Source organism: Bradyrhizobium liaoningense (assembly GCF_018130785.1).
Lineage (GTDB): Bacteria > Pseudomonadota > Alphaproteobacteria > Rhizobiales > Xanthobacteraceae > Bradyrhizobium > Bradyrhizobium liaoningense_A.
This window is the reverse complement of the sequence record NZ_JAFCJT010000002.1, coordinates 726,604-745,979: the sequence shown is the minus strand read 5'-3', so window position 1 is coordinate 745,979 and position 19,376 is coordinate 726,604. Positions and strand designations below refer to the sequence as shown.

The 19,376-nt window shown below is 65.8% G+C and carries 13 protein-coding genes and 1 tRNA gene; 10 read left to right on the top strand and 4 right to left on the bottom strand.

Annotated features, from left to right (window positions below):
- Positions 1-42: 42 nt before the first annotated feature.
- Positions 43-345 (bottom strand): hypothetical protein, encoded by a 303-nt coding sequence (locus tag JQ627_RS09115; RefSeq protein ID WP_249142962.1) that lies wholly within the window; start codon positions 343-345, stop codon positions 43-45.
- A 157-nt stretch (positions 346-502) separates the two neighbouring features.
- A tRNA-Arg gene (locus JQ627_RS09110) sits at positions 503-579 on the bottom strand.
- Positions 580-754: 175 nt separating this feature from the next.
- Between JQ627_RS09110 and JQ627_RS09105 the strand changes: the two genes are divergently transcribed.
- The 7 genes from JQ627_RS09105 (at position 755) to JQ627_RS09075 (ending at position 12,203) form a co-directional block, all read left to right on the top strand.
- Positions 755-997 (top strand): hypothetical protein, encoded by a 243-nt coding sequence (locus JQ627_RS09105; RefSeq protein WP_212483845.1) that lies wholly within the window; start codon positions 755-757, stop codon positions 995-997.
- Positions 994-6,198, top strand: coding sequence for an alpha-2-macroglobulin (locus tag JQ627_RS09100; RefSeq protein ID WP_212483844.1), 5,205 nt, complete (start codon positions 994-996; stop codon positions 6,196-6,198). The genes JQ627_RS09105 and JQ627_RS09100 overlap by 4 nt, the downstream gene beginning before the upstream one ends.
- Positions 6,199-6,275: 77 nt before the next feature.
- The gene (pbpC, locus tag JQ627_RS09095) at positions 6,276-8,426 is read left to right on the top strand and encodes a penicillin-binding protein 1C (RefSeq protein WP_212483843.1); all 2,151 of its coding nucleotides are present in this window, start codon (positions 6,276-6,278) and stop codon (positions 8,424-8,426) included.
- 50 nt (positions 8,427-8,476) lie between these two features.
- The gene (locus JQ627_RS09090) at positions 8,477-10,219 is read left to right on the top strand and encodes a glycosyltransferase family 39 protein (protein WP_212483842.1); all 1,743 of its coding nucleotides are present in this window, start codon (positions 8,477-8,479) and stop codon (positions 10,217-10,219) included.
- Between the two features lies 1 nt (position 10,220).
- Positions 10,221-11,066 carry a phosphatase PAP2 family protein gene (locus JQ627_RS09085; RefSeq protein WP_212483841.1) on the top strand — a complete coding sequence of 282 codons (846 nt, stop codon included), beginning with the start codon at positions 10,221-10,223 and terminating at the stop codon, positions 11,064-11,066.
- A gap of 64 nt (positions 11,067-11,130) precedes the next feature.
- On the top strand, positions 11,131-11,868 hold the full coding sequence (locus tag JQ627_RS09080) for a glycosyltransferase family 2 protein (RefSeq protein ID WP_212483840.1): 738 nt from the start codon (positions 11,131-11,133) through the stop codon (positions 11,866-11,868).
- Positions 11,865-12,203 carry a lipid-A-disaccharide synthase N-terminal domain-containing protein gene (locus JQ627_RS09075; RefSeq protein WP_212483839.1) on the top strand — a complete coding sequence of 113 codons (339 nt, stop codon included), beginning with the start codon at positions 11,865-11,867 and terminating at the stop codon, positions 12,201-12,203. Before JQ627_RS09080 ends, JQ627_RS09075 begins: the two co-directional genes overlap by 4 nt.
- Positions 12,204-12,207: 4 nt before the next feature.
- Here the strand turns inward: JQ627_RS09075 and JQ627_RS09070 are convergent, their stop codons facing one another.
- Both JQ627_RS09070 and metC read right to left on the bottom strand, forming a co-directional pair.
- Positions 12,208-13,899 carry a Na/Pi cotransporter family protein gene (locus tag JQ627_RS09070; RefSeq protein ID WP_212483838.1) on the bottom strand — a complete coding sequence of 564 codons (1,692 nt, stop codon included), beginning with the start codon at positions 13,897-13,899 and terminating at the stop codon, positions 12,208-12,210.
- Positions 13,900-14,032: 133 nt separating this feature from the next.
- A complete protein-coding gene (gene metC / locus JQ627_RS09065; RefSeq protein WP_212483837.1) occupies positions 14,033-15,217 on the bottom strand; it encodes a cystathionine beta-lyase in 1,185 nt (394 codons plus the stop codon).
- A gap of 393 nt (positions 15,218-15,610) precedes the next feature.
- Here metC and JQ627_RS09060 point away from each other — a divergent pair, with 393 nt between their 5' ends.
- Genes JQ627_RS09060 through JQ627_RS09050 form a run of 3 tightly spaced genes read left to right on the top strand, consistent with a single transcriptional unit; the run spans position 15,611 to position 19,368 of the window.
- Entirely contained in the window at positions 15,611-16,627 is a 1,017-nt protein-coding gene (locus JQ627_RS09060) for an amino acid ABC transporter substrate-binding protein (protein ID WP_212483836.1), read from the top strand.
- A gap of 18 nt (positions 16,628-16,645) precedes the next feature.
- The gene (locus JQ627_RS09055; RefSeq protein ID WP_212483835.1) at positions 16,646-17,851 is read left to right on the top strand and encodes an amino acid ABC transporter permease; all 1,206 of its coding nucleotides are present in this window, start codon (positions 16,646-16,648) and stop codon (positions 17,849-17,851) included.
- Positions 17,848-19,368 carry an amino acid ABC transporter permease gene (locus JQ627_RS09050; RefSeq protein ID WP_212483834.1) on the top strand — a complete coding sequence of 507 codons (1,521 nt, stop codon included), beginning with the start codon at positions 17,848-17,850 and terminating at the stop codon, positions 19,366-19,368. The genes JQ627_RS09055 and JQ627_RS09050 overlap by 4 nt, the downstream gene beginning before the upstream one ends.
- Positions 19,369-19,376 lie beyond the last annotated feature (8 nt).

Sequence of the window (19,376 nt, the reverse complement as noted above, 5' to 3'; positions counted from 1 at the left end):
GGACGAAAAGCCGCTGTCGGCCGAGCTAATGCCCCGCCTGCATCAATCGATCGCCAGGCAGTGCTCCAAGTGTGGCTCCGAGTGCGCCTTCTGGCGGCTTGGACGCGCCCACGCCTGAACGGCAAAGGCGAGTTGATGCTGGCTCGCAGCCGCGTCCGCAATGGAAGCCCGCGCCGTCTCGATGCGCCTTGTGACCACACTGGTGTTTACGACGCCTGCGTCGATTGCCAGGAACGAAATTGCGATCACCGCCACCGCAGATGCGATAGCCATTCTCGTCAATTCGGTTGCCGGCATCGGAGTCCTTATCGGGCGCACTTCGCCCGGCGCATAGATAGGGCTCATCTGTCTGGATCAAAGACCGGGGCGAGGGTGCCCACGCGTTCGTGAAGTCGGACGGATCAGCGACCGTGCGTTCACGGCACCGAAATCTGTAGGGGACGAGTCACTAGCAGTCGATGCCTCGCGCCACGAGCCAAAGCCTCGTCAATTCGACGATGGCTGGCGATCCCAGCAGGACTCGAACCTGCAACCCGCGGAGTAGAAATCCGCTACTCTATCCAGTTGAGCTATGGGACCGTCTTGAGGCCGGCCTTGAGACCGGCCTCGGCTGCCGCCTGCCGGTCTTCTATCACGCCACATATGAAAAATCCGCAGGTTCGCCAAGCCTGAACCGAACCGTTTTCGCACCTAAAGCGACAAAGCGGAACGGTGGGGTGTCAGGGTGCCGGGTTGAGCGGCAGCGGACTGGACGATGGATTACATCGCCGGGAACGCTGGTCAGCTTCCGGGACACGGCCGCCGGTCGACGGGTCAGGTAGTGCTGCGCCATCAGGACGGCGCGCGCGGCGATATCTCGATCGGTCTCCTCAGGGCTTGCCTTGTCATGGCGAATGCGACGATTTGCATCTTTGGTTCCATCGCCTTGAGTCCGTCACCTTTCCACGCATTTCATGCTCACGCGGCGTTCGCCGTGATTTCCGGGAGTCCTTCATGATCGGTCTTGTTCGCGCCGTCACATTCTGCGCCACGCTGGCGTTCGGCCTTGTGGCCGCGCAGGCCGCTGACAAGGCGTTCAAGCGTGATGACCTCGCCGATTCCGCCATCAAGCTAGAGGCGCAGATCAAGAGCGAAGCGGGGCCAGTCGCCAAGACCAGCGCGACGCTGCGCACCGACGCCGACGCCGCCTTCCGGCGTAATGATTTCCGCACCGGGCTGTCGGTGCTCGGCCAGATCGCCGCCACCACGCCGGAGGATACCGGCAACTGGCTGCGGCTCGCCAAGGTGATCTTCCAGATCTCGCCGAAAAGCTCGAGCGAGCAGACGTTCCTGCTGGAGCGAGCCTCGACCGCCGCCTACATCGCCTATCAGCGTGCCGGCAACCCGGGCGAGGAGGCGGATGCGCTGGCCGTGCTCGGCAAGTCGCTGGCCGAACGCAAGCTGTGGCGGCCGGCGCTCGACGCGCTGCGGCTGTCGCTCGACTTGCGCGAGGTCGCCGACGTCCGCGGCCAGTACGAGAAGATGCGCGACGAGCACGGCTTCCGGCTGCTCGACTATACCGTGGACTCGGATTCGGCGAGCCCGCGCGCCTGCTTCCAGTTCTCGGAAGAGCTGGCCAAGCGCACCGATTTCGCGCCGTATTTGGCGCTGGCGGGCCAGGACAAGCCGGCGCTGTCGGCCGAAGGCAAGCAGCTCTGCGTCGACGGGCTGAAGCACGGTGAGCGCTACAACATCAATCTGCGCGCCGGCCTGCCGTCCACCGTGAAGGAGGGGCTGCCGAAATCGGCCGAGTTCAACGTCTATGTGCGGGACCGCAAACCGTTCGTGCGCTTCACCAGCCGCGCCTATGTGCTGCCGCGGACCGGCCAGCGCGGTATTCCCGTGGTCAGCGTCAACACGCCCGCGGTCAACGTCAACGTCTTCAGGATCGGCGACCGCAATCTGATCAATGCGGTCGTCGACAGCGATTTCCAGAAGACGCTGTCGCGCTACCAGCTCGCCGATCTCGGCGGCGAGCGCGGCGTCAAGGTCTGGTCCGGCGAGCTCACGACCGCGATGACACTGAACCAGGACGTCACGACCGCATTTCCGGTCGACCAGGCGCTTGGAGAGCTTCAACCCGGCGTCTACGTGATGACCGCCGCGGCCAAGGGGCCGGGCTCGGATGACGAGTACCAGCTCGCAACGCAATGGTTCATCGTCTCCGACCTCGGGGTCGCAGCCTATTCCGGCAACGACGGCATCCATGTCTTCGTCAATTCGCTGGCCTCGACCGATCCGGTCGGCAAAGCCGAGGTGCGGCTGGTTGCCCGCAACAACGAGATCCTGGCCACCCGCAAGACCGACGATAGCGGCCACGTGCTGTTCGAGGCGGGCCTTGCGCGCGGCGAGGGCGGGCTGTCGCCGGCGATGCTCACCGTCACCGGCGAGAAGGCCGACTATGCCTTCCTGAGCCTGAAGACCTCCGCCTTCGACTTGTCCGACCGCGGCGTTGCAGGGCGCGCGGTGCCTGTTGGAGCCGACGCCTTCGTCTACGCCGAGCGCGGCGTCTATCGCTCCAGCGAGACCGTCTATCTCACCGCGCTCTTGCGCGACGGGCAGGGCAATGCCGTCACCGGCGGGCCGCTGACGCTGGTGATCGAGCGCCCCGACGGCGTCGAATTCCGCCGCGCCGTGCTCTCTGACCAGGGCGCCGGGGGCCGCACGCTGGCCGTGCCGCTCAATTCAGCCGTGCCGACCGGGACCTGGCGCGTGCGCGCCTTCACTGATCCGAAGGGCTCGTCGGTCGGCGAAACCACCTTCATGGTCGAGGACTACGTCCCCGATCGGATCGAATTCGACTTGTCCGCCAAGGACAAGCTGATCAAAGCTAACGCTCCGGTGGAGCTTAAGGCTGATGGCCATTTCCTCTATGGCGCGCCGGCCTCGGGCCTCCAGCTCGAAGGCGACATGCTGGTCGCGCCCGCGAGCGAACGCCCGGGCTTTGCCGGCTACCAGTTCGGCGTCGCCGACGAGGAGACCACCTCGAACGAGCGCACGCCGCTGGAGAATTTGCCGGAGGCCGACGCCAACGGCGTTGCGACCTTCCCGGTGGCGCTGGACAAGCAGCCCGCCTCGACGCGTCCGCAGGAGGCGCAGATCTTCGTTCGCATGGTCGAGACAGGCGGCCGTGCCGTCGAGCGCAAGATCGTGCTGCCGGTCGCGCCCGCGACCGCCATGATCGGCATCAAGCCACTGTTCGGCGACAAGAACGTCGCCGAGGGCGACAAGGCCGAGTTCGACGTCGTGTTCGTCTCGCCCGAAGGTGAGAGGCTGCGCCGCGATGGCCTGCGCTACGAGCTCCTGAAGATGGAGTCGCGCTACCAGTGGTACCGCCAGAACAATTACTGGGAGTACGAGCCGGTCAAATCGACTTCGCGCGTTTCCGACGGCGACTTGACGATCGCTGCCGACAAGCCGTCGCGGATTTCGCTCAGCCCGCAGCCCGGCCGCTACCGGCTCGATGTGAAGTCGAACGATGCCGACGGTCCGGTGACCTCGGTGCAGTTCGACGTGGGCTGGTATTCCGACGGCAGCGCCGACACGCCGGACCTGCTGGAGACCTCGATCGACAAGCCGCAATACGCCTCCGGCGACACCATGACGGTATCGGTGAACGTCCGCAGCGCCGGCAAGCTCACCGTCAACGTGCTCGGCGACCGCCTGCTGACGACGCAGACCATCGACGTCAAGGAAGGTACCGCGCAGGTGAGGCTGCCTGTGGGCAAGGACTGGGGCACCGGCGCCTATGTGGTGGCGACGCTGCGCCGTCCGCTCGATGCGGCCGCGCAGCGCATGCCGGGTCGGGCGATCGGCCTCAAATGGTTCGGCATCGACAAGCAGACCCGCACGCTCCAGGTGAAGCTGACGCCGCCGGCACTGATCCGGCCGAATGCGATGTTGAAGATCCCGGTCAAGCTCGACGGGCTCAATCCGGGCGAGGACGCCAAGGTCGTGATCGCCGCGGTCGATGTCGGCATCCTCAACCTCACCAATTACAAGCCGCCGGCGCCGGACGATTACTATCTCGGCCAGCGCCGCCTGAGCGCGGAGATCCGCGATCTCTATGGGCAACTGATCGACGGCATGTCGGGCACCCGCGGACAGATCAAGTCCGGCGGCGATGCCGGCGCCGGCGAATTGCAGGGCTCTCCGCCCGCGCAAAAGCCGCTCGCGCTCTACTCGGGCATCGTCACGGTCGCCGCCGACGGCACCGCCGAAGTGAGCTTCGATATCCCCGAGTTCGCCGGCACCGCGCGCGTGATGGCGGTGGCGTGGACTGCGACAAAGCTCGGCCGCGCCAACACGGATGTCGTGATCCGCGATCCCGTGGTGTTGACCACGACCTTGCCGCGCTTCCTGCTCAATGGCGACCACGGCACGTTCAACCTCGAGATCGACAATGTCGAGGGCCAGGCCGGCGACTACGTCATCAACGTGAAGACCGGCGGCCCGGTGAAGATGACCGGCAATCCCGCCACCACGGTCAAGCTCGCCGCCAAGCAGCGCAACGCGTTTACGCTGGCAATCGACGCGACGGCTGCGGGGCAGGCGACGCTCGATGTCGACATCAAGGGACCGAACGGCCTGGCACTGGCGCGTCACTATGCGCTCGACGTCAAGGCGGCGACCCAGGTGCTGGCGCGGCGTTCGATCCGGACGCTGGCGAAGGGTGAAAGCCTGACGCTGACCTCGGACATGTTCTCCGATCTCGTCTCGGGCACGGGCAGCGTCTCGGTTTCGGCCAGCCTGTCGACGGCGCTCGACGCCGCAACGATCCTGAAGGCGCTCGACCGCTACCCCTATGGCTGCTCGGAACAGATCACGAGCCGTGCGTTGCCGTTGCTCTATGTCAACGAGCTCGCCGCCGGCGCGCATCTGGCCATGGACACCGAGGTCGACCAGCGCATCCGCGATGCAATCGAGCGGCTCCTGGCGCGCCAGGGCTCCAACGGCTCGTTCGGCCTGTGGTCGGCCGGCGGCGACGATGCCTGGCTCGACGCCTACGTGACGGACTTCCTCACCCGCGCCCGCGAAAAGGGCTTTGTGGTGCCGGACGTGCTGTTCAAGAACGCGCTCGACCGTATCCGCAATTCGGTGGTGAACGGCAACGAGCCCGAGAAGGACGGCGGGCGCGATCTAGCCTACGGACTCTACGTGCTCGCGCGTAACGGCGCGGCGCCCATCGGCGATCTGCGCTATCTCGCCGACACCAAGTTGAGCAACCTCGCCACCCCGATCGCGAAGTCGCAGCTTGCGGCTGCGCTCGCGCTGGTCGGCGACCGCAACCGCGCCGAACGCGTCTACGGTGCCGCCCTCGACGGCCTTGCGCCGAAGCCGGTGCTGGAGTTCGGCCGCACCGACTACGGCTCGCAGCTTCGCGATGCCGCCGCGCTGGTCTCACTTGCCAGCGAAGGCAACGCGCCGAAGGCGACGCTGACGCAGGCGGTGTCGCGGGTCGAGACCGCGCGCGGTCTGACGCCCTACACATCCACGCAGGAGAATGCGTGGCTGGTGCTGGCGGCGCGCGCGCTGGCCAAGGAGAACCTGTCGATGGAAGTCGACGGCCAGCCGGTCAAGACCGCGCTGTACCGCAGCTACAAGGCCGTGACGCTGGAGGGCAAGCCGCTGAAGATCACCAACACCGGCGATGCGCCGGTTCAGGCGGTGGTTTCGGTATCGGGCTCGCCGGTCACGCCGGAGCCGGCTGCATCGAACGGCTTCAAGATCGAGCGCAACTACTTCACGCTCGACGGCAAGCCGGCCGACATCAGCAAGGTCAAGCAGAACCAGCGTTTCGCCGTGGTGCTGAAGATCACCGAGGCGAAGCCCGAGTACGGCCACATCATGGTGTCCGACTATCTGCCCGCCGGCCTCGAGATCGACAATCCAAAACTGGTGTCGTCGGGCGACAGCGGCACGCTGGACTGGATCGAGGATGGCGAGGAGCCTGAAGATACCGAGTTCCGTGACGACCGCTTCACGGCGGCGGTCGATCGCGCCTCGGACTCCAAGTCGGTCTTCACCGTCGCCTACGTCGTGCGCGCGGTTTCGCCCGGCAAATACGTGTTGCCGCAGGCCTATGTCGAGGACATGTACAATCCCTCGCGCTATGGCCGGACCGGCACGGGCACTGTCGAGGTGCGGGCGGCGAAGTGAGTGGAGAGATGAGCGAGGTGGCGCCCCAAACTCCGTCGTCATGCCCGGGCAAAAGCGCGAAGCGCGTCTTCGCGCAGATGTCCCGGGCATCCACGGACTTTGGTGCCCGGGCGAAGAACGGGGATGGCCGGGACAAGCCCGGCCATGACGGAGCAAGGGGCAGGGCCCTTCGTGTCCTCTCTGCCGTCGCGCTCTCGCTTATCCTCGGCGTCATCGCCTTCGTCTCCTGGGTCTACTCCCTCGGTCCTCTCCCGCTCGACGAGGCGCGCCAGGTCTCCACCACGGTCGTCGACCGCAACGGCAAGCTGCTGCGCGCCTATGCGATGGCCGACGGCCGCTGGCGGCTGCCGGTCGACACAAAAGCGAACGTCGACCCGACCTATCTGAAACTGCTGCTCGCCTATGAGGACCAGCGCTTCTACGCCCATGACGGCATCGATCCGCTCGCGCTCGGGCGCGCCGCGTTGCAGCTCGCAACGCGCGGCCACATCGTCTCGGGCGGCTCGACCATCAGCATGCAGCTTGCGCGGTTGATGGAGCCTCGCCGGCAACGTTCGCTCTACGCAAAACTACGGCAGATGGTACGCGCGATCGAGATCGAGCGAGCGTTGAGCAAGGAGCAGATACTCGATCTCTATCTCGCGCTGGCGCCCTATGGCGGCAATCTCGAAGGAATCCGCTCAGCCTCGATCGCCTATCTCGGCAAGGAGCCGAAGCGGCTGTCGCTGGCCGAGGCCGCGCTGCTGGTGGCGCTGCCGCAATCGCCGGAGACGCGCCGGCTCGATCGCTATCCCGAGGCCGCACGCAGGGCGCGCGACCGCGTGCTGGACCGCATGGTCGAGGAGCATGTGGTCAGCCTCGAGGACGCGAAGCAGGCCAAGGCCGTGCCCGTCCCAAAACTGCGCAAGCCGATGCCGATCCTCGCGCCGCACGCCTCCGACACGGCGCTGTCGATGGTCAAGGATACGCCGGTCATCAAGCTGACGCTCGATGCCAATCTGCAGAAGGTGCTGGAGCCGCTGGCGCGCGACCGTGCCATTGCACTCGGGCCCAACATCTCGGTCGGCATCATCGTGGTCGACAACGAGAGCGGCGACGTGCTCGCCCGCGTCGGGTCGGCCGATTATTTCGACGAGAGCCGGGCGGGGCAGGTCGACATGACCCGCGCCGTCCGCTCGCCGGGGTCGACGCTAAAGCCCTTCATCTACGGGCTGGCTTTCGAGGACGGCTTCGTCCACCCGGACAGTTTGATCGACGACCGGCCGGTCCGCTTCGGCTCCTATGCGCCGGAAAATTTCGACATGACGTTCCAGGGCACGGTGCCGGTGAAGAAGGCGCTGCAATTGTCGCTGAACGTGCCGGCGATCGTGCTGCTCGACCGCGTCGGCGCGAGCCGATTGTCGTCGCGGCTGCGACAGGCCGGCGGCAATCTGGTTCTGCCCAAGGACGAGGCACCGGGGCTCGCGATGGGACTCGGCGGCGTCGGTGTGACGCTCCAGGACCTCGTCCAGCTCTATACGGGTTTCGCCCGGCTCGGCACCGCCAAGCCGCTGCGCGAGGTCATGGCGGACAAGGACGACCGCGAACCGCTGCGGCTGCTGGATCAGGTCGCGGCCTGGCAGGTCGGCAACGTGCTTCTGGGCACGCCGCCGCCCGAAAATGCCGCCCACAACCGCATCGCGTTCAAGACCGGCACCTCCTACGGCTATCGCGACGCCTGGTCGGTCGGCTTCGACGGCCGCATGACCATCGGCGTCTGGGTCGGGCGGCCGGACGGCGCGCCGGTTCCCGGCCTGATCGGGCGCGTCGCCGCCGCACCGATCCTGTTCGACGCCTTTGCCCGGACCGGCAAGACGCTGACCCCGCTGCCGAAGCCGCCCAAAGGAACCCTGGTCGCAAGCAACGCGAAGTTGCCGTTGCCGCTGAAACGGTTCCGCCCGGTCGGGGAACTGGTGCGAACCGGCGGCGAGCAGGCGCTGCATATCCAGTTCCCGCTGAATGGCTCGCGGATCGATGTCGACCGTTCCAGCGGCGAGGGGAGCGCGGCCATGCCCGTGAAGGTCGCCGGCGGCGTCCTGCCCATGATCGTCATGGTTAACGGAACGTCGCTCGGCGAGATCGACGGCCGCCGCCAGCGGCTGATCGATCCGCCCGGTCCCGGCTTTGCGCGGCTGACCGTCATCGATGCCACGGGCGCCGCGGACACAGTTGTCATTCGAATTCAATGACCCTGCCTTAAGCGGTTGTCGGAATGGCGGTTTCAGCGTAAGCGGAACCAATGGCCGAGACCTATCCCAGCCCCCGTTTTGGAGCACCCCGCGAGCCGAAAGTGCCCGTGAATCCGGGCAGCCGGCTCGTGCTTATGCTGGACTACGCCACGGCCAGTCATGCCCGCGCGGTCGGCTTCCTGCTGCTGTGCGCGCTGCTGCTGTTCCTGCCGGGCTTCTTCACCATCCCGCCCGTCGATCGCGACGAGGCGCGGTTTGCGCAAGCCACCAAGCAGATGGTCGAGAGCGGCGACTATGTCGACATCCGCTTCCAGGAGGACGTCCGCTACAAGAAGCCGGTCGGCATCTACTGGTTGCAGTCGGCCGCAGTTGAAGCCGCATCGGCGCTCAAGCTCCCGAAGGCCGAATTGCGGATCTGGGTCTACCGGCTGCCGTCGCTGTTAGGTGCGATCGGCGCCGTGCTCATGACCTATTGGGCCGCGCTCGGCTTCGTCACGCGGCGCGCGGCGGTGCTGGCCGCGCTCCTGATGTGCGCCTCCGTGCTGCTCGGCGTCGAGGCGCGGCTGGCGAAAACCGATGCGATGCTGCTGTTCTGCGTGACCGCCGCGATGGGCGCGATGTCGCGCGCCTATCTGTCGTGGCAGCGCGCCGAGGACGAAACGCATCCGCCGTGGAGCTGGCCCGCGATCTTCTGGACCGCGCTCGCAGTCGGCATCCTGATCAAGGGCCCACTGATCCTGATGTTCGCCGGGCTGACAATCGTCGCGCTCGCGATCCAGGACCGCGATGCCTCGTGGCTGTGGAAGCTGCGTCCGCTCTGGGGCCTGATGTGGGTGCTGGTGCTGGTGCTGCCCTGGTTCGTCGCGATCTTCTGGCGCGCCGGCGATGCCTTCTTCGCCGATTCCGTCGGCGGCGACATGCTGAGCAAGTTGGCGGCCCAGGAATCCCATGGCGCGCCGCCCGGACTGTATCTGGCGCTGTTCTGGATCACGTTCTGGCCCGGCGCGCCGCTTGCCGCGATGGCGGCCCCTGCGGTCTGGCGCGCGCGGCGCGAGCCCGGCGCGCAGTTCCTGCTGGCCTGGCTCATCCCGTCCTGGATCGTGTTCGAGGCGGTGCTGACCAAGCTGCCGCATTACGTGCTGCCGCTGTATCCGGCGATCGCCATCCTCACCGTCGGCGCGATGGAGCGGCGCGTGCTGTCGCGCTCCTGGCTCGCGCGCGGCTCGGCCTGGTGGTTCGCGATCCCTGCGCTCGGCTCGATCATCGCGGTGGTCGGCGCGGTCATGCTGACGCGGCAGCCGGCCTTCGTGGCCTGGCCGTTCATCGCGGCCTCGCTGATCTTCGGCCTGTTCGCCTGGTGGCTGTTCGACACCAACCGCGCCGAGCGCTCGGTGCTGAACGCGCTGGTCGCAGCTCTGATGCTGGCAGTCGTGGTCTACGGCATCGTGCTGCCGTCGCTGACGCCGCTGTTTCCGAGCATCGAGATCGCGCGCGCGCTTCGCAACGTCACCTGTGTCGGGCCGAAGGCGGCCGCGGCCGGCTATCACGAGCCGAGCCTCGTGTTCCTGACGGGCACCCAGACGCTGCTCACCGACGGCTCGGGCGCTGCGGATTTCCTGCGGCAGGGAAGCTGCCGCTTCGCGCTGATCGAGCAGCGCTCGGAACGCAGCTTCGTGCAGCGCGCCGAGGCGATCGGGCTGCGCTACAAGGTCGGCACGCGCATCGACGGCTATAATTTCTCGCAAGGGCGCGCGATCTCGATCTCGATCTTCCGCTCGGAAGGCACTGAGTAGGATGCCGGCCTCGACCGACATCACGCCGCGCCCGGGCTATCCCGCGCAATTGCTCGCGGTGTCGGGGCGCGCACTGGCGCAGCTCGTCCGCACGCCTTCACATTCGCGCCGCGCGGAAGCCGCGCGCAAGCTGGCGCGGCATTCGCTGTGGCTCAGCGCGGCCGGTGCGGCCTTGATCATCGTGCTGATGCTCGCGTTCGATCAGACCGAGATCCAGCTGATGCCCGCGCGCGGCACGCCGAGCCTGTGGCCGATCCGCATCCTCACCGATTTCGGCAAGGACGAGTATGTGCTTTCGGTGCTCGGGGCGGCGCTGGTCGTCCTGGTGCTGGTTGCGGCGGGATTGAACGGCACCCGTCGGGGGCTGCTGCTCGGCCTCGGCACGCGGCTGCAGTTCATGTTTCTGTCTGTTGCCCTGTCCGTGTTCGTTGCCGAGATCCTGAAATATCTCATCGGTCGCGGACGTCCGTTCGTGGGCGGCACGGCCAATCCGTTCAACTTCATCCCGTTCGAGGGGACGGGGGCCTATGCCAGCCTGCCGTCGGGTCATGCGGTGACGGCTTTCGCACTGGCGTTTGCGGTCTCGGCGCTGTGGCCGCGCCTGCGCGTGTTCATGTTCACTTACGCGATCGTGATCCTGCTGACCCGGCTGGTACTGCTCGCGCATCACCCGAGCGACGTCGTGGCCGGCGCTCTGGTCGGCATGGTCGGCGCCATGGCGGTGCGCTACTGGTTCGCGGCCCGCAGGCTCGGCTTTGCCATCCGCGCCGACGGCACCATTGTGCCTCTTGCAGGAGCGGTCTCGGGCCGCCTCAAAAGGGTTGCCCACGGGGCATCCGCCCCATAAAAGCGGCTGCCTGCCGGGACCGCCGGGTTCCCCGGCAGGCCAATTCCAACCACGAGCTTTCGATTTGTCGTCGTCCCAGCCTTCGGTTTCCATCGTCGTTCCCGTGCGCAACGAAGCCGACAACATCGCGCCCTTGATCGCCGAGATCAGTGCGGCGTTGGATGGCCGCTGGCCCTATGAGATCATCTACGTCAACGATGGCTCGACGGATGCGACCGGCGAACGGCTCGCTGCCATCGTGCAGCAGCGGGACAATATCCGACAGCTACGTCATGCCAAATCGGGCGGCCAGTCGGCGGCGGTACGCAGCGGCGTGCGCGCGGCGCGCGGCGCGATCGTGGCCACACTCGATGGCGACGGCCAGAACAATCCGGCCTTCCTGCCGGACCTGATCGCGGCGGTCGAGAAGGGGGCGGGCCGCGTCGGTCTCGCTGCCGGTCAGCGCGTCGGGCGCAAGGATACCGGCTTCAAGAAATTCCAGTCGCGCGTGGCGAACAAGATCCGCAATGCGATCCTTCAGGACGGCACGCGCGACACCGGCTGTGGATTGAAGGCGTTCCGCCGCGAGGTGTTTCTGATGATGCCTTATTTCGACGGGCTGCATCGCTTCCTGCCGGCGCTGGTGCGCCGCGAGGGCTACGAGATCGCTTATGTTGACGTGATCGACCGACCGCGCCATTCCGGCGTGTCAAACTATGGCTTCTTCGACCGGCTGTGGATCGGCATCATGGATCTCGCCGGCGTGTGGTGGCTGATCCGCCGCAAGAAGCCGACACCAGACGTGACTGAGGTGAAGGCATGATCATCCAATACGGTCAGGCGTTGAGCAACTATCTCTACGACGTCTTCGTCGCCAAGTTCGATTTCTGGCTGGCGTTCGGCCTCATCGCGCAGCTGTTCTTCACCGCGCGCTTCCTGGTGCAGTGGATCGCGAGCGAACGCGCCGGCAACAGCGTGGTGCCGATCGCGTTCTGGTTCTGCTCGATGGGCGGCGGCCTGATGACCCTGGTCTACGGCGTCGTGAAGCGCGAGCCCGTGATCATCATGGGGCAGCTGTTTGCGACCATCATCTATGTCCGCAACATCATGCTGATCTGGAAGAACCACGGGACGGCGTCGAAGACGCTGGATAGCTAGCTCACTAGCGCGGCAGCGCCGAGGCCGTGCCTGACGCGGGCAGGGCGGCCGCATCCGCCTCGGTCCTGCGGTAGGGCTCGCCGGCAGCATCGAGCACGGGGTAGGCGACCGAGCAGATGTGCGAGTGGATGCGTCGCAGATCGCGCAGCACGTCGAGATGCAGCGAAGTGGTCTCGATGGTCTCCGGGCGGCCCTCGCGCAGGCGATCGAGATGGCGCTCGATGGCGGCAAGCTCGGTGTTCTTGAGTGCGGTCTTCTCCACCAGCAGCTTGCGCGCCTCGTTGGGGTCGCCGGACATGAAGACGCCGAAGGCGATCCGCAGCGACTCCATTGTGCGTTTGTGGAAGGCAGCGAGCTCCTCGGCGCCCTCGGCCGAGAACTGGAAGCGGCGCTTGATCTTCTTGGTGGCGAGCTCGCTCAAATTCTTGTCGATGATGTCGCCGATATGCTCGAGATTGATGGCGAACGAGATGATCTCCATCGCGCGCCGGCCTTCGCTCTCGTCGAGGCTGCCGCGCGTCAGCTTGGTCACGTAGAGCTTGATGGCCTCGTCGAGGCCGTCGACGATGTTGTCCATCTTCGTGACCTGGTCGACCAGCGCACGGTCGCCGGTCATCATCGCCGCCATCACCTTGCGCAGCATGACCTCGACGAGATCGCCCATGCGCAAGGCCTCGCGGGCGGCGTCCGCGAGCGCCAGTGAGGGCGTCTCCAGCGCGGTCTCGTCGAGATAGCGCGGCCGGGCCGGGTCGGTCTCGTGGACGCGATCCGGCAACAGGCGCGTCAACAGGCGCGACATGGTATCGAGCAGGCCAATGAAGAGAACGGCCGTGCCGACGTTGAAGGCGATGTGGAACGCCGCCGTCATCCTGGCGAGATCCGGCTGCCAGGCGTGCATATGCTCGGCGATCACGCCCAGGAACGGCAGCACCAGCGCAATTCCGATTATGCGATTGACGAGATTTCCGACCGGCAGGCGATAGCTCGCGGGATCGTCGCGTTTCGCGCCCTCGAACACGGGATTGATGGCGCTGCCGAGATTGGCCCCCAACACCAGCGCGAGGGCTGCGTAAGGCGTGATAAACTGCGAATAGGCCAGCGACATGATCAGCAGCACGCTGGCGACGCTCGAATGCACGGCCCAGGTGACGAGTGCGGCGATGACGATGCACAGAACGGGATCGCCCGTGATCGACGCCATCACGACGCGGACGCCGGGCGCGTTCTCGGCGGGCGCCAGCGTATCGAGCAGGATGTGCAGCGACAGCAGCATCAGTCCGAGGCCGATGCAGACGCGGCCGATATCCTTGATGCGCGAGCGCGGGCCCGTGCGGAAGGCGACGAGACCGAGCACGAACAGGACCGGTGCGACGGCCGCGATGTTGAACGACAGCACCTGCACGATCAGCGTCGTGCCGACATTGGCGCCCAGCATGATGGCGAGCGCGGCGGCGACACTGACGAGGCCTTCGGCCGCGAAGGAGCTGGTGATCAGCGCGGTCGCCGTGCTGCTCTGGAGCAGCGCAGTGAGCCCGAGGCCGGCGGCAAAGGCGCTGAAGCGGTTGCTGAGGGCCTTGCCGAGCAGCCGCCGCAGGTCAGGGCCGAACGCGCGCAGAATCCCGCTGTGGACCATGTGCAGGCCCCACAACAACAGCGCAACGCCGCCCATCAGATCGAGCAGAACCAACGTTCCCATGCTCCGTGTCCGGATTAGAGTCGATTGGAGAGGCTAGCGCCAAACGATTGGGGATCAAACCCTTTGTTGGCGCATCGGCGTTAACGTTTGCGGCAGCTGCACGTTCCCGAGGCGTTGTGCCTTGTGAGCAAGCTCACATTGCCGCCTTCAGGGCAGCGAAGCCGCGATCGAGATCGGCCTTGAGATCGTCGACGCTTTCGAGGCCGATGTGCAGACGCAGAGTCGGGCCGCCGGGCGCCCATTTGGTCGCGGTGCGATAGGCGTCGCAGTCGAAGGGAATTGCAAGGCTCTCGAAGCCGCCCCAGGAAAAGCCCATGCCGAACAGCTTGAGCGTGTTGAGCATGGTGTCGACGGCCTTCTGGGGGGCCGGCTTCAGCACGATGCTGAACAGGCCGGAGGCGCCGGTGAAGTCGCGCTTCCAGATCGCGTGGCCCGGATCGGTCTCCAGCCCTGGATGGAGCACGCGCGCGACCTCCGGACGGCTCGCGAGCCAGCGCGCCATGTCGAGCCCTGAGCGATGATGCTGCGCCAGGCGCACCGACAGCGTGCGCAGGCCGCGCAGCGCCAGGAAGACGTCGTCAGGGCCCGCGCAGACGCCGAGCAGGCGGATGCCTTCCGCGATCTGTGGCCAGGCCCTGGCGTTGGCCGAGATGGTGCCGAACATGATGTCGGAATGGCCGCCGATATATTTGGTGGCGGCCTGCATGCTGATGTCGACGCCCTGGTCGAGCGAGCGGTGATAGAGCGGAGTCGCCCAGGTGTTGTCGTCGATGACGAGCGCGCCGCGCCCATGCGCGACCTCGGCGATGGCGCGGATGTCGGGCATCTCGAACGACTGCGAGCCCGGCGCCTCCACCAGAACCGCACTTGTGTTTGGCTTGAACAGCTTGTCGATGCCGGCGCCGATCATCGGATCGAAATAGGTTGTCTCGATGCCAAGGCGGGCGAGCATGCCGTTGCAGAAGTTGCGCGAGGGCCGGTAGACGTTGTCGCAGACCAGGATATGGTCGCCGGTCTTCAGCACCGAGAGCAGGGTGGTGGAGATCGCCGACAGCCCCGACGGCACGATGCCGACGCCGGCGCATTGCGGCCCCTCCAGCGCCATCAGCGTCTCCTGGAACGCCTTGGTGGTGGGGGAGCCGTGGCGGCCATAGGTGAATTCGCCGCGGTGGGCATGCAGGTCCTCGGCGGTCGGATAGAGCACGGTCGAACCGTGGAACACCGGCGGATTGACGAACCCCTTCTGCGCCTTGGTGTCGCGGCCGGAGGTGACCAGCCGGGTCTCGGCCTGCTGTCGGGAGGGGTGCGAGGAATCCATGCGTCTGCTTTCAAAACCGCGTTTCCACCGGGCACACCGCGCCCGCGGGCTGGCCGAAGGCCGCTGCCGTTAATAACAGAACACAGAAGAGTCCCGTCAACCCCTTGACCCGGCTCGCCGGCCGCTCTCCAATGCGCAGGTGCTATTCAGTCGCCGCATGTTGAGGGGCAGCCGCGACCTTCGATCCATCGTCTGACCGAACCTTGCGCCACAGCCATAACGGCGGGCGCCTGCGGCGGGGATTAAGGTATGGCCTCCCGGGATGGGCGAGTGTTCGGCAAGGTTTTCCAGCATGACTCTTGCAGGGCTAGTCTTGATGCGGCTAGCCCCGGCGGAGACGATCCCAAAGACGACATTCCTGACCTTGAGACGACTTTGAAAGGCCTTCAGCCCATGAAACGCGTAACCCTGGCTCTCACTCTCGCTCTCGCCGCCGGCCTCGCCGCCCAAGCTGCCGATGCGCAAACGCTCAAGACCATCAAGGACCGGGGCATGCTGTCCTGCGGCGTCAGCCAGGGCCTGCCCGGCTTCTCCTCGCCCGACGACAAGGGCAACTGGACCGGACTTGACGTCGACCTCTGCCGCGCGATCGCCGGGGCGATCTTCAACGATGCGACCAAGGTCAAGTACGTGCCCTTGTCCGCCAAGGACCGTTTCACGGCGCTGCAATCCGGCGAAATCGACGTGCTCTCGCGCAACACCACCTGGACCATCTCGCGCGACACCTCGCTCGGCGCCAACTTCACCGGCGTAACCTACTATGACGGGCAAGGCTTCATGGTGAAGAAGTCGCTCAAGGTGAATTCGGCGCTCGAGCTCAACAGCGCCTCGGTCTGTGTCCAGACCGGCACCACCACCGAGCAGAATCTCGCCGACTACTTCAAGGCCAACAACATGAAGTACGAGGTGATCGCGTTCGGCACCAACGACGAAACGGTCAAGGCCTATGAAGCCGGGCGCTGCGACGTCTTCACCACCGACCAGTCGGGCCTGTACGCCAACCGCCTCAAGCTTGCCAATCCCAACGACCACATGGTGCTCCCCGAGATCATCTCGAAGGAGCCGCTCGGGCCGATGGTGCGCCACGGCGACGACCAGTGGTTCGACATCGTGAAATGGACGCTGTTCGCCCTGGTGACCACCGAAGAGCTCGGCGTGACCTCGAAGAACGTCGACGAGAAGGCGAAACTGGAAAATCCGGAGCTGAAGCGCGTGCTCGGCAGCGACGGTAATTTCGGCGAACAGCTCGGCCTGACCAAGGACTGGGTGGTGCGGATCGTAAAGGCCGTCGGCAATTACGGCGAGGTGTTCGACCGCAACGTCGGCGCCGGTTCGCCGCTCGCCATCAACCGTGGTCTCAACAATCTCTGGAACAAGGGCGGTCTTCAATACGCGCCGCCGATCCGCTGATCCGCCTGATCCGCGGCGATGAGCACCGAGGCTCGAAAACCGCCGGCCCAGATCGCGCTGAAGATCAGGCGTGTTCTGGGCGGCAAGGCAGGCTGGAACGGCGTCGCCGTCCAGTTTGCCTTCGCGGCGATCCTGGGCTGGATTGGCTATGAGATCGTCTCCAATGCCCGGGCCAACCTCGAAAACCAGCACATTGCCGCCGGCTTCGGCTTCCTCCGGAACAATGCCGGCTTCGACGTCAACCAGACCCTGATCTCCTACACCGGCTCGGACACGTTCCTGCGCGTGTTCGTGGTCGGGCTTTTGAACACGCTCGTGGTCTCGGTGGTGGGCATCTTCTTCGCCACCGTGATCGGATTCATCGTCGCGCTGTGCCGGCTGTCGCCCAACTGGCTGTTGTCGCGCGTCGGCGAGATCTATGTCGAGATCATCCGCAACCTGCCGCTGCTGTTCCAGATCCTGTTCTGGTACCTGGCGGTGCTCGCAGCCTTGCCAAATCCCCGGCAGAGCATCTCGCTGCTCGGCTTCGCTTTCATCAGCAATCGTGGCCTGGTCATTCCGCGTCCGATCGGCGAGGGCGGGTTCGAGCCGTTCCTGGCGATGCTGGCGCTCGGTATCGTGGCCGCTATCGCCTTGCGCATCTATGCACGACGCGCGCTGTTCCAGCGCGGGCAGATGATCCGGATCTGGCCCTATGTACTGGGTCTGGTGTTCGGTCTGCCGCTCGCGAGCATCCTGGTGTTCGGTCTGCCCTTCACCTTCGAGATGCCGCAGCTCAAAGGTTTCAACTTTGCCGGCGGCTCGCGCATCATCCCGGAATTCGTCGCGCTGACGCTGGCGCTGTCGACCTATACCGCCGCCTTCATCGCCGAGATCGTGCGCGCCGGCATCCTGTCCGTCCATTCCGGGCAGATGGAGGCGGGATCGTCGCTGGGACTGAGCCGCGGCACCACGCTCCGGCTGATCGTCGTGCCGCAGGCGATGCGCGTGATCGTGCCGCCGCTGACCAACCAGTACCTCAACCTCACCAAGAATTCCTCGCTCGCGGTCGCGATCGGCTATCCTGACCTGGTGTCGGTGTTCGCCGGCACGTCGCTGAGCCAGACCGGGCAGGCGATCGAGATCATTGCCATGACGATGGGCGTCTACCTCATGATTTCGCTGCTCACGAGCGCCGTCATGAGCGTCTACGGTTGGCGCGTCAGCCGGAGTCTCGGCGCATGAGCGACATCACCTCGTCCGGATATGTCCGTCAGGACCTGCTCACCGAGCGTCCCGCTCCGGTCAAGACCACCGGCTTCATCGGCCTCGTGCGCACCCGGCTGTTCAATTCGCCGACCAACATCCTGCTCACGATCGTCGGCGCCTTGCTGCTCTGGTTCACCATCGTTCCCTCCGTCAGGTTCCTGATGGTCGATGCAGTCTGGACCGGCAAGGATCGCACGGCGTGCCTGACCGAGAATGCCGGCTTTACGGTCGGCGCCTGCTGGCCCTACATCCAGGCCAAGCTGCCGCAACTTATCTACGGCTTCTATCCCGAGGCCGAGCGCTGGCGGGTCAACCTCTCGCTGATCCTGGCGGCGGTTCTGCTCCTGCCGCTGCTCATTCCGCGCCTGCCGGCGAAAGGACTGAACGCAAGTCTCTTCTTCTTCGCCTTTCCCGTGGTGGCGTTCTTTCTGCTGCACGGCGGCGGCATCACCGGGTTCGGCCTGAGCTGGACGGCCGGCCTGCTGCAATTGTTCGACGACAGCATCATAGGCGCCGGGCAGGCTCTGCTCAGTCTCGCCAAGACCTCGGCCATCGCACCGCTCTTCTGGGTTGCCGGCAATCTCATCGTGCTAGTCGGCACCGCGATCTACTGGCTGATCTTTCCGCTGACCTGGCTGCGTGACCAGCTCCAGGGGACGGGCCAGTCGGTCTGGGCCGATTTCGCCATCACGGCCGCGATCGTCTCCCTGATCGCCTTCGTTCTCGGCGGCGGCGTTCGCACCGGCGGCCGGGCTCTGACATCCAGCATCGCCACCTTCATCGCCATCGCGATCGTGATCAAGCTGATGGGGCTCGATCGCGGCGGCCTGCCGGTCGTGGCCACGAATCTGTGGGGCGGGCTTCTGGTGACGCTGGTGGTCTCCGTGACCGGCATCGTCACCTCGCTGCCGATCGGCATCGCGCTGGCGCTCGGCCGCCGCTCGACCATTCCACTGATCCGGATCTTCTCGATCGCCTTCATCGAGTTCTGGCGCGGCGTGCCGCTGATCACCGTGCTGTTCTTCGCGACCTACATGCTGCCTTTGTTCCTGCCGGGCAATTTCACGGTCGACGGTCTGGTGCGCGCGCTGATCGGCATTGCGCTGTTCACGGGCGCCTACCAGGCCGAGAACGTCCGCGGTGGCCTTGCTGCGATCCCGCGCGGGCAGGGCGAGGCGGCGGCCGCTCTGGGCCTGTCCTGGTGGAAAACGACCTCGCTGATCGTGCTGCCGCAGGGGCTGCGCCACGTCATCCCGAATCTCGTCAACAGCTTCATCTCGCTGTTCAAGGACACCTCGCTGGTCTCGATCGTCGCGCTGTTCGACCTGCTCGGCTCGCTGCGCGCCTCGTTTTCGGATCCGAAATGGTCGACGCCATCCACGGCGTTCACCGGCTTTGCCTTCGCCGGAATCATCTACTTCATCTTCTGCTTTGGAATGTCGCGCTACTCGCTCTTCGTCGAGCACCGTCTCAACGCTCACCGCCGCAACTGATCGAGCTC